The sequence below is a fragment of the Verrucomicrobiia bacterium genome (assembly GCA_035495615.1).
Lineage (GTDB): Bacteria > Omnitrophota > Omnitrophia > Omnitrophales > Aquincolibacteriaceae > DATJFP01.
In genome coordinates this window covers 42481-55211 of record DATJFP010000084.1, presented here as the reverse complement: position 1 = coordinate 55211, position 12731 = coordinate 42481, and the positions used below count along the sequence as shown (strand labels likewise).

11 protein-coding genes and 1 riboswitch are annotated in these 12731 nt (G+C 58.0%); all 11 genes read right to left on the bottom strand.

Annotation, left to right across the window (positions count from 1 at the left end; all coding sequences use genetic code 11):
- The coding region (locus tag VL688_10880; protein HTL48550.1) for a hypothetical protein at window positions 1–345 on the bottom strand (345 nt) is incomplete at its 3' end.
- On the bottom strand, window positions 342–764 hold the full coding sequence (locus VL688_10875; GenBank protein ID HTL48549.1) for a hypothetical protein: 423 nt from the start codon (window positions 762–764) through the stop codon (window positions 342–344). The genes VL688_10880 and VL688_10875, both read right to left, overlap by 4 nt.
- Window positions 761–1993 carry a transposase gene (locus tag VL688_10870; protein ID HTL48548.1) on the bottom strand — a complete coding sequence of 411 codons (1233 nt, stop codon included), beginning with the start codon at window positions 1991–1993 and terminating at the stop codon, window positions 761–763. Before VL688_10870 ends, VL688_10875 begins: the two co-directional genes overlap by 4 nt.
- Window positions 1994–2269: 276 nt before the next feature.
- A riboswitch (cyclic di-GMP riboswitch) is annotated at window positions 2270–2344 on the bottom strand.
- A gap of 91 nt (window positions 2345–2435) precedes the next feature.
- Window positions 2436–5714, bottom strand: a complete 3279-nt coding sequence (locus tag VL688_10865) for a hypothetical protein (protein ID HTL48547.1) — start codon at window positions 5712–5714, stop codon at window positions 2436–2438.
- An 83-nt stretch (window positions 5715–5797) separates the two neighbouring features.
- Entirely contained in the window at window positions 5798–6280 is a 483-nt protein-coding gene (locus tag VL688_10860; protein HTL48546.1) for a hypothetical protein, read from the bottom strand.
- A 10-nt stretch (window positions 6281–6290) separates the two neighbouring features.
- Window positions 6291–7028, bottom strand: coding sequence for a hypothetical protein (locus VL688_10855; protein ID HTL48545.1), 738 nt, complete (start codon window positions 7026–7028; stop codon window positions 6291–6293).
- Between the two features lie 60 nt (window positions 7029–7088).
- Complete coding sequence (locus tag VL688_10850) at window positions 7089–8177, bottom strand: tetratricopeptide repeat protein (protein HTL48544.1); 1089 nt, start codon at window positions 8175–8177, stop codon at window positions 7089–7091.
- Window positions 8178–8192: 15 nt separating this feature from the next.
- Entirely contained in the window at window positions 8193–9953 is a 1761-nt protein-coding gene (locus tag VL688_10845; protein ID HTL48543.1) for a secretin N-terminal domain-containing protein, read from the bottom strand.
- Window positions 9940–10593: a hypothetical protein gene (locus VL688_10840; GenBank protein HTL48542.1), complete on the bottom strand. Its 654-nt coding sequence runs from the start codon at window positions 10591–10593 to the stop codon at window positions 9940–9942. Before VL688_10840 ends, VL688_10845 begins: the two co-directional genes overlap by 14 nt.
- A complete protein-coding gene (locus tag VL688_10835) occupies window positions 10548–11417 on the bottom strand; it encodes an AAA family ATPase (GenBank protein ID HTL48541.1) in 870 nt (289 codons plus the stop codon). Before VL688_10835 ends, VL688_10840 begins: the two co-directional genes overlap by 46 nt.
- 141 nt (window positions 11418–11558) lie before the next feature.
- Window positions 11559–12674, bottom strand: coding sequence for a hypothetical protein (locus VL688_10830; GenBank protein HTL48540.1), 1116 nt, complete (start codon window positions 12672–12674; stop codon window positions 11559–11561).
- Window positions 12675–12731 lie beyond the last annotated feature (57 nt).

Here is a 12731-nt window from a genome sequence, read left to right as displayed (position 1 = left end):
GCGGCTGCCCGCCGTGGACGTCGACATGATGAGAAGCGACTTGGACACGTTGAGCGTCACCCCGCCCAGGAGCGAGGTGAGGCTTTGCTGCGCGTTTTCTGCTCCCGAGGCCAGCGTCGTGCTGCCGCGAAGCACACGGTTGACCTGATAGGCATAACCGGGTTTCGTGCCGAGGATGTCCGTGAGATAGTTCTGAACGGCTTCCGGAACCTGCACGGGAAGCGGAGGCAGCGGAACGCCCACGATGTTCATCGTGAAGGTGAGGACGCACACGACCGCATTCCGGCCCAGCCGTTTCCAGTCCCACTTCCTGCGCTTCTGAGGTTGTCCGCTTTCGTTTCTCATCTCGCCTTTTCCTTTGAAACGAGCTTGCCTGAGCTTGCGCTGCGGACCAGGTTGATGTCGGTCGCCATCGCGCCGGTCACGATTTCTTTGCCTTTGTCGTCGGTCTGATAAGTCTGCTTGTATTGCGCGGAGATCGTATCGCCTCTCCGGATGTCAGAAATCCTTCCGTAACCGCGGATCTGCGTTTTCTCATCCACGGGAAGCACCATCTCGCTGACGATCCCGCCCTTCTTCGCGGTTTCGATGCTGAGGTTATAACGGGTGCTGGCCACGACCGTGCCTTCGACGTGCTTCACATGGAAAGGTTCCTGCTGCGCCGGCTCCTCGCAAACAGCCGGACGCGCGGCCGCGCAAAGCATGCCGGCCAGCGCCGCCAGAAACCATGCCGTGAACTTTTTTTTGCGGCCGATGCGGATCATGAGTTTCCTCCCCGCAGGACTCCTACGAAGTTGAAGTTTTTGGGCTGCTGTCCGTGCGCTTGCTCGTCCATGCTGTAGCTGAGCACGCCCGTCATTTCCCGGCCGCGCCATTCGCCGCGAAGGGACACGACTTCGCCGGCGGCCGATCTTTGTACGGTCTCCCAGGTAATGCCGCCGTCGGTGTTGATCGTCAGGTTGTAATGCGTGGGCGTGAAGCCTTTTTGCGCGAGGAAATGGGATTCGACTTTGTTGCCGCTGAAAATGAGGGCGTCCTGCTCGATGTTGGCGCGTTCTTCCTTGGCCATGGGAATGATCTGGACGTCCCAGGTGCTGCCTTCCAGAGCGAGACGCTGCGCCTTTTGAGACACGGCGGCCGGCTCGGATTTCGCTTCGGCCGCAGCCGCAAGAACATTCGAGGACGCGGCCGGTGCTTTATGCGGCATGCGCAGAAACCCTGAATTCCATACGAGCGCAAAAGCTCCGGCGAATGCCAACAACGCCCCAGCCTTGAGCACGGCAGCAAAGGGAATTCCCGCGGGAAGCGGTGCCGGCGGGACAGCGGTCGGCGCCCCCACGGCCGCCTTGCTTTCATGGATCTCTTTCCCTGCCTGCGCGATGCGCTTCACGAAAGATTCGGGACCCAGGAACGGCTTGGAGACTTCCTGCGCGGCTTCTTCCATTTCCTGAGCTTCCATGACTTCGACAAGCGATGCCATGGGCTTGGCCATTTCGCGCAAGTGCGCTTCGATTTCCGCGATTTCCGTATTCAATGCGTCTTTCAAAGGATGCCCCGCCGGCTGTTCCTCCAGGAAGAGGTTCCGGCTGTCCCCGAAGACGCTGCCGGGCGCGGCCCAGACCGGCTGGCTGTGCACAAACCGCACGAGGCGGGAAAGCTGTTCCTTGTCCGCGATGCAGGTGCGGAAGCGCCCCTTGAACAAAGGCCCGTCACCTCCGTAGACCGCGTTGTAGTACTTCGAATAGCGCGAGGTAATGTCCCGCATGATTTCGGAGATCGTGGTTTCCGAACACGGCTCGACGAGAAGAGAAATGCCGGAAGAGGCGATCGAGTAGGCGAAAAGCTTGAAGCCGTGTTTGGCCTTATATTCGCGGAGAAGTTCGAGATAATGCGCGGTGTCCTGCTCGTTCCGGAAAAGCGGGCGGTCCTGAACGCCCTGCTGGCTCACATAATAAAGAACGCCGGTGGCATGCAGCCGCGGAGGCCTAGGCATGGATGCCTCCGTGAATCGCGAAGTAAGGAAACCGCTTCTGTGCGTCAAAAATTACCGCCATATCCTCAGCGTGCCTGGCACCGGCCGGTTTTTGGGATGCAAAATCGCCCGGGTGCCTGGCACTTTCGGCGGGACACAAAAAAAACGGATCCTTTTGAGTCAACGCTGTGGCTCCGGATCCTTCCTGCAATGCTTTCATAGTGTCCGCCTCTTTAAGGCAAAAAAAAACGCCCACCCGAAGAAGGAGGACGTTTGAAGACACCGTCATAATGCTCGACTGGCGGCCTGGCGACCCTCATAGGGCCCATGGCTTTGCGTCCTACCCTTACGGATAGTTTGCCTTTTTCAGTTCACGAATAGAAAGATCGACTATTTGACACTTAACGATACAACCGTAACCCATCGCTGTGCTTCTGTCAAATCCCTGGGGAAAAAAGCCTTCCTAAGCCTTTTCTTCTTTGACGGTCCTTAGAATGCCGGAAACCGCCTGCATTTCCGGCCGTTTCAGGTCTGCAATCCTGACCTGAAGGGCCTGGTCTCCCGGACTGGGCAGATGCCATTCGTAACTGCCGGCTTCCCTCTGGAGAACGGCAAGGTCGGTCCATCCCTGGCCCTGATCGGCGCTGTATTGCAGCCTTATAAAGGAAACGTCCTGGGCAGCACTCCAGCGGAGCATAACGCTTTCCCCGGGGCGGTAGGCCCGCGCGGTATCCATCGGTAAAAGCTCGATCCACGATTCGACAGGGATCCCCGTTTCCGCCGTGGAGACCGACACCTCCGGCTGCTTCACATCTTCGATTTTCAAAATGACGCGTTTTCCCAGAAGCGAGCCCGGCACGGTCCAGGAATAGTGATACTCCCCTTCGGGCCCGCCGCCGATGTGTTCGTCGGCGGGAATCCATCCCGGGATTCCCTGCAGGGCATAGGACAAACCGTAAACCGGGACAGTGCCCGAGGAACGCCAAGCGATCTCGGCCGGACGGCCGCCATAAAAAATCTGGGTCTCCGCATGGGGCTCGGAAAACGTCAAGCCGGGCCTGATCGCCAGCGGTTTTGAGATGTCGTAAACGCGCTCGTCCGCTTCCTGCTGGATCTTGATCCGGACGCTTTTGGAAGTCTTGTCCGGCAAGGTCCAGTTCCATTTGCCCGTGGTGCATGGCACCTCCTTGGCAATGCGCTCCTCTTGTTCACTGCCGTCCGCCTGGGCAAGGAGATAGTACAGCGAAACATTGCCCACGCTGCCGCCGCAGTCCCACGTGATTTCGGGGGGCGCCTGGCCGCGTATCCAGTTTTCTCCTCCCGCGGGGCTTTTGAGATGAAGGCTCGCCGCGATTTCGAGCGGGGTTTTCAGGACATCGGAAACGGCCGGGGCATTGACGTCTTCGATGCGGATTTGAAGTCCGGAGCCGATCAAGTCAGGGATTTGCCATTCAAAGGCATGACCGCCGGCTTTGACGTAAGCGATGTCTTCCCATGCCGTATTTCCCGGCCGCAAATAAGCCAGCCGGAAAACTTCGGTCTTGCCGCCGCTCGCCCAGGAAAATTTGAGCGTTTCGCCCACGTGCCACAGCCTGCCTGCCGGCGGCTCTTCGGCAAACCGCACCCACGGCAAAACCGCGACAGCCTCTTTGCCCACGTCCGGCGACGTATCAAAAATCGTTGGGTCATCCGCCTTCGCGATCTTGAAGCGGATGTCCTGCCCCGCGGTTTCGTCCGGAACTTTCCAACGAAAGGCCCCTTCGCCCGGGGTTGGCGCGGGAATTTCTTTGGCAAGGGGCACCCAGTCTTCGGTTCCTGCTTTCGCGTAAGAGAGATTCACCTTGTCCAGAATGGCCGTGGTTTTCCACCGGATCATCTGGTCCGTTCCCGCCTGCCAGGTTTCATTACCCCAGACCGGATCGATGATTTCGACGCGCGGAATCACGGAAAAGGAGTTCTTCGAAATGTCGGAAGCACCGCCTTCGCCCTCCTGCCGGATTTGGATGCGCATTTCACGCGCGTTCATCCGCGGGTCCGGCCGCCACAAATAAAAACCAAGGCCGCCGCTGCCCGCGGGAACCACGGCAAGTTTGTTGTCCTCGGGAAAAGCGCCTTCGCCGGCAACCCCGCTCTTGTCGTAATACAAAGCCACGTTTCCGATTTTCCCCTGAAATTTCCACGTGATTTTGTAATCCTGCTCTCCGGCATACCAGGTCTCGCCTCCGTCCGGCGCGGTCAGGTCGAGCAGGCCCTTTGCCGCAAACGTTCCCGAAAACGCGGTATTGCGCACGGATTCGTTTTTGTCCTCGAGGCGGAACTTCAGCTGCAATCCGATGGGATTCTTGCCGCCTATTTCTTCCGGCAGCGTCCATGGATACTGGTCTGCCGAGGCGGGAAGACCGGAGGCAATCTTGTGACGGTATCCGTCCGCTCCGCCGTCCAACGACAAGGACAAATTGACCAGGTGAACGCCGTCTTCACCGCTTCCCCCGCGCAGGAGAGTGCGCGCATGTTTCCACCGGACCGTGTTTTTTTCACCCACGGTCCACACCGCTCCTTCGGCAGGCTCTTCGAAGGAAAGCGGCGCGAAATCCACCACCTGCCAGTTGACGTCGGCGGCGGAAGCATGGAAATTGAGGCCGCGCGTGATCCGAAGCTTTCCGGAATCCTGAATTTCCGCGGCAAAACGGCCTTCGCCCCGCGACAGCGTGTCCGTTTCTCCGGAATCCCCGGGCGCCACCGAGGCGGTGACCATGGCAAGCGCGAGTTCCGGATGAACGTCCGCGAGAGGCACGATTTTTTCGTTTTCAAAATCCTCGAAATGGACGCTGCCCTGCTGGACGTTATCGCCCGGGTTCGGGAGCTCAACCACGTACCAGGAAAAATCCACCTGCTGTCCGCTCTCGCTTCCCACGCTGCCGCGGTAAAAACTCACCTGGTCCGGTTCGGAAATCACGCCGCGGGCCGCGCTCAGTGAATCCGCCGCGGCTCCCTCCCCGGCCGTGTATCCCAAAACCAGAAAGGCCTTGCTGAGATCTTCGATCCGGGAAAGAAGATAGGCATTCGTATCAGCCGCGAAATGCGCCATGCTGGCAATGCCGCTTTGCACACGCGAGCCCTCGATCTCGACAGCCTGCCAGGACACGCGCATGGGAGGCATTGCCTCGTTGAGCAGCCCGGTCTCTCCGGTATCCTCATTCACGACGTCCCTGTTTTTCGCGGGCTGACTGCGCTCGATCGAAAGCGTGTATTCGTCCTGGAAAGCGGCTTTGAAAAAGCCGTAGCCTTTCGAGTCCTGCGAAGGGTCGAGAGGACGCGCCTGAACCAAAGGAAAGGCCTGGTCCCGCCGGATGAACGGCAGCTTGATGTTTTTCTTGTAGGTCTTGGCATCAAAGGTGGCGACGCCGCGGTAGACGGTGGCGCCGCTCTCAAACTCGACCGCAAGCACATGGAGGATTTGTGCGCTGCCCGCCATGGAGCGGACCGCCCTGACGGTTTTGGAATCCGGGAAATAAACCTCTACGGGAAGACAGTTGGCCACATTCGAGAAAGGGTCGATGTCGGTGGTCCATTCCTGGCTGGTCATCAGAAATGTTTTCCGGGGGTCCACTTCCTGGTCGAGCGGGGCCGTTATTTCGAGGTCATCGACGTCCATGCGGAGGACGACGTGATGCACAGCCTTGATCTGATACGCATAGAGCGCCGGGAGGGACTTTGCAAAAAGAGGGAGGAACAATGACACGGCTGTAAAAAAAAACGCTTTTAGAGGTCTCGCGGCATCAGGCTTCATGGACTTTCCGGGCCCGCATCGGGCGCTTTTTCCGTTTAATAGCCTGCTTTGAGCAGCTTCTTTCCTGTGTCCTTGTCCGTGACTTCAAGGCGGATGATGTCCCGCCCGATCACCGACGCCTCTTGAAAAGACCCGCCCTTTTCGTCTTTGCCTTCGTGGATGAGTCTCTTATCGCGGTAGGTCACGATCACGTGGTTTCCCAGCTTGAGATCGTCCCACCTTTCGATTCCGGCGTACTCGATGACAGGTGTCAGCGCGAAAGCTGTTTCACGGCGCACTTCTTTCTCGTCGTCTTCGGTTTCGGAAACGGACACGGAATCTTCGCGGAAGGCCGTCACGACGCCTTTGAGGACGTGGGTTTGTTCTTCCGCGTAATCACGGCCGGAAACAAGAGGGACAACGGAAAAAAGGACGGCCGCAAGGGCTGCGAAAAACGCCGCGCAAAAACGGGCGGACAACCGGGAAGGAGGACGATGTTCCGTCATGAGGGCCGGCACACCCGGAAAACCCGAAGTCATGATCCTCCGGTTATGCCACGGCCGGTTTCTTTTTCTTCTTCGGCGCGGGCGCAGGAGTTTCCGCCTTGGCTTTCATTTTTTCGGACGCGGAAACCAGCGGGGCCGCTTTAGGTTCCTCAGAAGGTGCGGTTACTTTTTTCTCCGCCGGCTTCTCGGGAGCAGCGGTTCCCGGAACGGCAGCGTCCGGTTCCTTGGGCGCGGGCGCTTCCGCGGAAACGGCTACCGACGGCGTGGGTGTCGGGACCGGCGTAGGCGTAGGTGTGGGTGTGGGCGTCGGAGTCGGCTCGATCATTTTGGAGCTCTGTCCTTTAAAGGAATAAGACAGCGTCCCCTTGTCCGGGACCTGCTTGCTGATGACACCCCGGAAAATGCCCTGGGAAAGCTCGCCGCGCCAGAAGACGACTCCGTTTTTATCGTTGCGCTGCATGGTTTCGACCACGACCATCCCGTCGTCCTGCACTGTGACCGACACGTTCGAATCCGCATACCCCTCCTGCGAAAACGCCTTTGAATGCAGCTTTCCGTCCAGGAGGCGCAGCGTGTCATCAACCGGCTTCCGGCTTTCTTTAGGGCCCCACATCGGGAGGACCGTGATTTTCCATTCCGTCCTATAAAGCTCGTCATTGGCCGCCTCAAGCACCTTTGCCTTTTCTTCGGCGCTCATTTCCTGGGCCTTCAAATACACCGGCATGATTCCCATAAGCACAAGAACGGCCGCGGCCATAATCCAACCCATTTTCTTCTTCATACTTTCTCCTTTTCAAACACTACACAAGGTTACACGCGGCTGTTAAAAGCTGCCACAAAATTAGAGCAGTTTGTCATCGCCCTTCCACGCTTTGTGGACGGCGATATTTTGTTTGACCCAATCTGCGTCATCCGCGTCCGGACGCAGTTGAAGGTAATGTTCAAAGTAGGAAACCGCCTTCTGCGAGTCATCCAAATATTCCGAATAAAGTTTGCCCAGATTAAAATAACTCAGCGGCTGGTCGGGCGCCAGCTCCACAGCCCTCTGAAACTCTTTTGCAGCGCGTTCGTATTCCCGCTGACGGACAAGCACAACGCCGACGTTATAGTGGAGCTGCGCGTTCTCGCTCCTGAGCCTTTCGTTTTCGCGGCTTATCTCCTGGACTTTGCCCGGAACGTCCGCAGCGGCCTTCTTCAATTCGTCGGCGGCCTGGACAGCCTCCGTTTTTTCTTTCTTGGCCTGCTCGAGCTGCCGCTTCAACTCCGCGATTTCTTCCTCGAGGGACTTCACCTTTTTTTCCACGGCCGCTCGCTCACGGCGTTCGGCAGCGAGCTCAGCAGCGGATTCCCCCTGTTTTGTTTCCGGTAATTGTTTTTCCACCTTGGGAAGAGGTCCGAAAGAAACGCTTGCGGCCTGAGGTTCCTTTTCTTCCAGAATCGGCGGCTTGCTCAGAAGAGGTTCCCCTTCCTCCGCGGAAGGCTTCGCCGGGCTTCCGCCGCTCCATAACGCGGTCCTCAAACGGCCGGCCATCTCGCTGTTTTTCTGGTACATGCTGTCGACCTGTTCGAAGGCCTGCTGCTTGGCCTGCGTCACTTCGCCCTGGAGCTTGTCCCGCTCGGCGGTCAGCTCCTTGATTTGTTTTTGCGCCTTTTCGAGCTCCTCCCGCGCCTCTTTCTTTTCCTGATAGGCGACTTGCACCTGCGCCAGAATGTTATTGCGGTCTGCCGCAAGCGACGTTATTTTCTGCTCGAGGACCGCGCATTCTTTGGGAACCGCGGGTGCCTCCGGAGCCTGGACGGTTTCCGCCGGCGCTCCCGCATCGCTGGCCTCGTCCTGTTTCGCCGGTTCGGCGCGCGCCGCCTCCGCCATGGCGGCCGCGAGGACGCCCGCGAGAAGCAGCATGGAAAATTGTCTCAGACCTTTTTTCATAGGAACCTGCCGGGCCTAATGCGTCACGGGAAGAACAACGTCCGGCTCGTTCTCAAAATTATACGACTGGAGGCCCTTCCAGTCTCCTCCCATTTCCGTTTCGTCCCCGGTGACCAGATGATCTCCTTTGACGATGTGGGGCGTAATAAAAATCACCAGTTCCTGCATATCCTGGTGGTCATTTTTCTGGGTAAAAAACAACGAACCCAAAACGGGTATGCGGGCAAGGCCAGGGACCTGGTCGTCATCATTCTGTTTCTCGTTTTTCCGCAGGCCGCCGATGATCACCGTAGAGCCGTCCTTGACGAGGACCTTGGTTTCCGCGATCGAGGTATCAACGATGGGAATACTGTTGCCGCTGGGCGTCGCGAGCTGGCGCACGACGCTGCTGACTTCCGGCTTGATCGCCATTTCGATAAACCCGTCGCTGGTGATGCGCGGCGTCACCGTAAACTTGATGCCGACGTCGATAAACTGCACTTCTTCCGCGGTCGTGGAGGTCGACGTGCCGGTTGTCGTCGTGCTTGTCACATAAGCCTCGCGCGTGCCGACATGGATACTCGCCTGCTGATATTCCGTGACAAGCAGCCGCGGCTTGGAAATAATTTTTGTTTCTCCGAGCGTCCTGAGGTAACGGAACAATTCGTAGCCGTCCCGGTTGATCGTGGTAAAAATCAGCTCACCGAATTGATCGCTTCCCAGAGGCCCGTTTTTATCAAGGCCCAATTTGGGCGCGATTTCGATCGGCGTAACGTTCGGGATTTCCGCGCCGGGCGTGGTGGCGTCCGTCGTCCGCCGGAAATCCTTGACCTTGTCGACGCCGTTGAATTCAATGTTGGAAAACACGCTGTTCCAGTCAATGCCGGAGTCGAGATCTTTCGAGAGCGTGACTTTGACGATCTTGGCGTTGATGAGAACCTCGCGCGTCACGCGGTCGAACGCCTGGATCATCTTGGTCACTTCGTTCATCCTGTCCGGGAAGGTCTTGACGATGAGCTGATTGGTGCGCAGGTCCGCCTTGATGTTGCCGAGCTTGTTCACTTCAAATTCGTCCTTCAGTTTGGCTTCGACTTCATCCGCTTTCGCGTAATTGAGGTCAAAAACCTTGACCACGCTTCGCTGTTCCAGGACCTTCAACGCGCTTTCCATTTCCGAAACCTTCTCGGGAGTGTCCATGATCATGATTGTCCCCGAGTTTTCGTCGATGAGCAGGCGTCCGAGCGAACTCTTGATGGCATCCATCATGTTGAATGCCATTTCAGGGACCGCATACTGGAGCCGCAGCGTCTTGACGATGCGCGTATCCGAAAATTTTTCGCCGTAGAGCTCCTTATACTCGGTTTCCGTCAGGATGTGGTACAAGTCGCCCTTCTTAATGTACGCAAGATTGTTGCTGCGCAGGACGATGTCGAAGATGTCGCGGATGGGCACGTTGGTCACGAACAGGTTGACCCGCCCGGTGACCGCGCTGCTGATCGAAAGATTCAAGTTGGCCTTCTGGGCGAGATACTTGAGAACGTCACCGGCATCCGTCCCTCGGAACTCCAGGGAAATAAGCTGTTCCATGCCTTCACCGACGACAGGCGCGGCCGCTTCTCCTGCCGGCCCCAGCGGCGCCTCTGCGCTTTGCGGCGCGGCATTTTCCTGGGCCGCCTTCTCTTCCGGGACTGAGCCCTGATCCTGGGCCAAACCGGTTCTCGCCAGGCAGGCCATCGCCGCATAAGCAAACACTGCGAGCCCGAGGTTCCGTGCCGTGCGCCGCTTAGCTGATTTCAATGTCTTCCCCCTGATAGGTAAGGACGACGCTATTGTGCTTGATTTCCTTGACGGTCATGTCCTTGACCTTGTCTCCGGCCTTAATAAAGTAACTCTTCTTGTTCACGACATCTTCGACGATGGCATCCGGAACCGCGCCGCGGTTGATCCCGACGACCGAAAGCCCTTCGGCCATGCCGTGGAGCACTTCGGCCGGAGTGGGCGGCGCTTCGGCCGGCTCTTCCTCGGTCACGCTGCTTTGATTTGTAAAAGGATTGCGCTGCCCAAGCGGTTCCAAATAATATTCTTCAGGCTTGAGCGCAAGCGCCTGTGCGGGCTGAGGCTCGTCGGAGACGGCCCGGGGCGCAAGCGACGCCTGCTTGTGTTCGAAACGTCCCGGCAGCGGCAGCGGAACCACTCCGGCCAGAAAATAAAGACCGAGCCCCGCGAGAACGAGCCACACCAATCCGGACAAGGATTTGAGGGTAAAGAGGATCCGGTCGTCCGGCGCGCGGACTCCGAACCTCTGAAGGAAAGCCAGGCGATTCAACACCCCTTTCCAACCTGTCATCTTCACGGGCGCGGCAGACACGGCGCCTGCCTCGCCTTTTTCGATCAGACGCAGTAAACGTTCTTCGGGGATGTCGTCGCCGGCCCCCATCCGATTTCCCTTTCTTCGCGTGTCAAGTCTTCGATCGTTTCCAGGTCCACGATCCCGCGGCCCTTCAAGATCATGGTACGCAGGGCTTTGTGGCAGAGCAGCGAAATCTTGCGCGGATAACCGCCGGTATACTCGTGGATGGCCCGGATTGCGCCCTCGTGAAACAAGGGCGAGCGGGAATGATACCCGGCTTCTTTAAGGCGAAAATCGATCATCTGCCTTGTCTCTTCCTCAGACAACGGCTTCAGCACATATTTGAGGCTGATGCGGTCATTGAGATTCGGCATGCTTTGAATGAGCGGCAGAAGTTCCATCTGGCCGAGCAGGATGAGCTGGAGCAGCTTGGTGTCGTTGGTCTCGTAATTGAGGAGCACGCGGAGCGCTTCCAGCGAAGACGGCGTTAGCTTGTGCGCTTCGTCGATGATGATGACGACGGTTTGTTTTTCCTGCACGCCTTTTTGAAAGAGCGCATGCTCGAGCGCTTCCCAATAATCAACGAGGGTCGGGTGCGGCGAGGCCACCTGCAATCCCATGCGCCGGCACAGCGCGTCAAAAAAAAGCTCCTCGGACGCGTAAACGGGATTGAGGATGAGATGAAAAATGAAACCGCTTCTTTCGCGGAGCATCTGCGTCAGTTTCCTGCCGAGGGTTGTCTTGCCGGTCCCGATGTCGCCGAGCACGACGCTAAGGCCGCGTTTCAGTCTCAGGTCGATGAGAAGATTGGCAAGCGCGGCACGATGATGTTTCGAACGGTAAAAAAATGCCGGATCCGGGCTCGTCGAGAAAGGCTCTTTTTCGAGTTTCAGAAGGCGATGGTAAGCCATGGCACTCCGGTGATGAAATCATAGCTGACATTTCCCCTTCGCGCCAAAAGCTTTTGTCCCGCGCGGAGGGTTTTCTGACGGCTTAGATTATCGGCATGCGGCTCGGTCTAACTTAAATCCTTTTGCAAGGTTAGGTTTACTTTAATCCGGAATCTTCCCCAGACCGCGGCCATGGCTAAACTGGTCCCAGTCCAGCTTCGGGAAAGAGGCCCCAAAGGCCTTGTCCACGGGTTCTCCCCTGGAAAGACGCTCGAGAAAGACGACAAATTCACCCTGCGGCGAATTTTCCAGCAGATACCGGACGGCCATGCGTGCCTCAAGATAAGCCTCGGAAGCCTGGTCAGCCGAGACCGGCTTTGAGAACCGCCGGTCGAGATAGGGAATGGGCGTCCAGAGAGTGCCCTCGGCCAGTTTTTGAAGCGCTTCGGTTTCGGCAGGGTTGTAAGGGCGCTCAGGCTCCTTCGACTGGGCATATCCTTCCTGGATCCAGACCGGCAGGCCGCCTCCGAAACGGTGTTGCAGGAATGCGTGCGCAAGTTCATGGCTCAGGATCACTTTTTCATAAGGGCCCTTGACCTGCGATGCCGGCATGCGGATCCGTCCGTCATACAGGCCCAGAATCTCGTCATGGCCGCCGCTCAAGCGCCCAAAGCTTCCGTCGGCATAAATGATGACGGTCAGCCGCGAAGCCTGGGTCCGGAGCTCTTCCGCCAAAACGGCATAGCGCTCTTCGAGATAGGTGCCGATACGGCGCGCCTCGGCCGGATCAAAACCTTCGCCGTACCGCACGACGAAATTCGGCGTCTCAAGGGACTGATAACGCCGCTCGAGAGCCTGGTCGGCCCTTCCCCGAGAAATCCGGTCGACGATTGCGCGGCGAATTTCCGGCGGCGCCAGCGGCATGGCCTTGTTCCAGTAGTACTCGGCTTTGCCGAAATCGCTCAGCTCCAGGTAAGAAAGGTCGCCGAGCATAAACCAGGCGGGCCCGTTTTCGGGATCCGACTCCACGGCTTCGAGGTATTTCGGAAGGGCTTGCTTGCGGTTGCCGCTTTCATAAAGGGAGTTCCCCCATTCCGAGAGAGCGGCGGAAAGCGCGCTGCGCAGCGGCTTTGATCGGGGATCCTTGGCAAGAGAGGCCTTCAGGTCCGCGACGGCCTTGGCATGATCGCGCGTCTGGGGAGATTGCGCCCACGCCGGTGAAGATGCGCCTGCGGATAAAACAAGAAAGAGGAAGAGAAACGCTTTGCGGAATGCCATTTTCTCTATTAACGGTCAACGGCCGCGGGGGCTAAACCCGCAGACCTGCCGGACAGC

Bases quoted from the DNA above. Each gene is read 5' to 3' on its own strand.
- VL688_10860 (HTL48546.1), bottom strand. From the start codon at position 6,280: ATGACTTCGGGTTTTCCGGGTGTGCCGGCCCTCATGACGGAACATCGT.
- VL688_10855 (HTL48545.1), bottom strand. From the start codon at position 7,028: ATGAAGAAGAAAATGGGTTGGATTATGGCCGCGGCCGTTCTTGTGCTT.
- VL688_10840 (HTL48542.1), bottom strand. From the start codon at position 10,593: ATGGGGGCCGGCGACGACATCCCCGAAGAACGTTTACTGCGTCTGATC.
- VL688_10850 (HTL48544.1), bottom strand. From the start codon at position 8,177: ATGAAAAAAGGTCTGAGACAATTTTCCATGCTGCTTCTCGCGGGCGTC.
- VL688_10870 (HTL48548.1), bottom strand. From the start codon at position 1,993: ATGCCTAGGCCTCCGCGGCTGCATGCCACCGGCGTTCTTTATTATGTG.
- VL688_10875 (HTL48549.1), bottom strand. From the start codon at position 764: ATGATCCGCATCGGCCGCAAAAAAAAGTTCACGGCATGGTTTCTGGCG.
- VL688_10830 (HTL48540.1), bottom strand. From the start codon at position 12,674: ATGGCATTCCGCAAAGCGTTTCTCTTCCTCTTTCTTGTTTTATCCGCA.
- VL688_10835 (HTL48541.1), bottom strand. From the start codon at position 11,417: ATGGCTTACCATCGCCTTCTGAAACTCGAAAAAGAGCCTTTCTCGACG.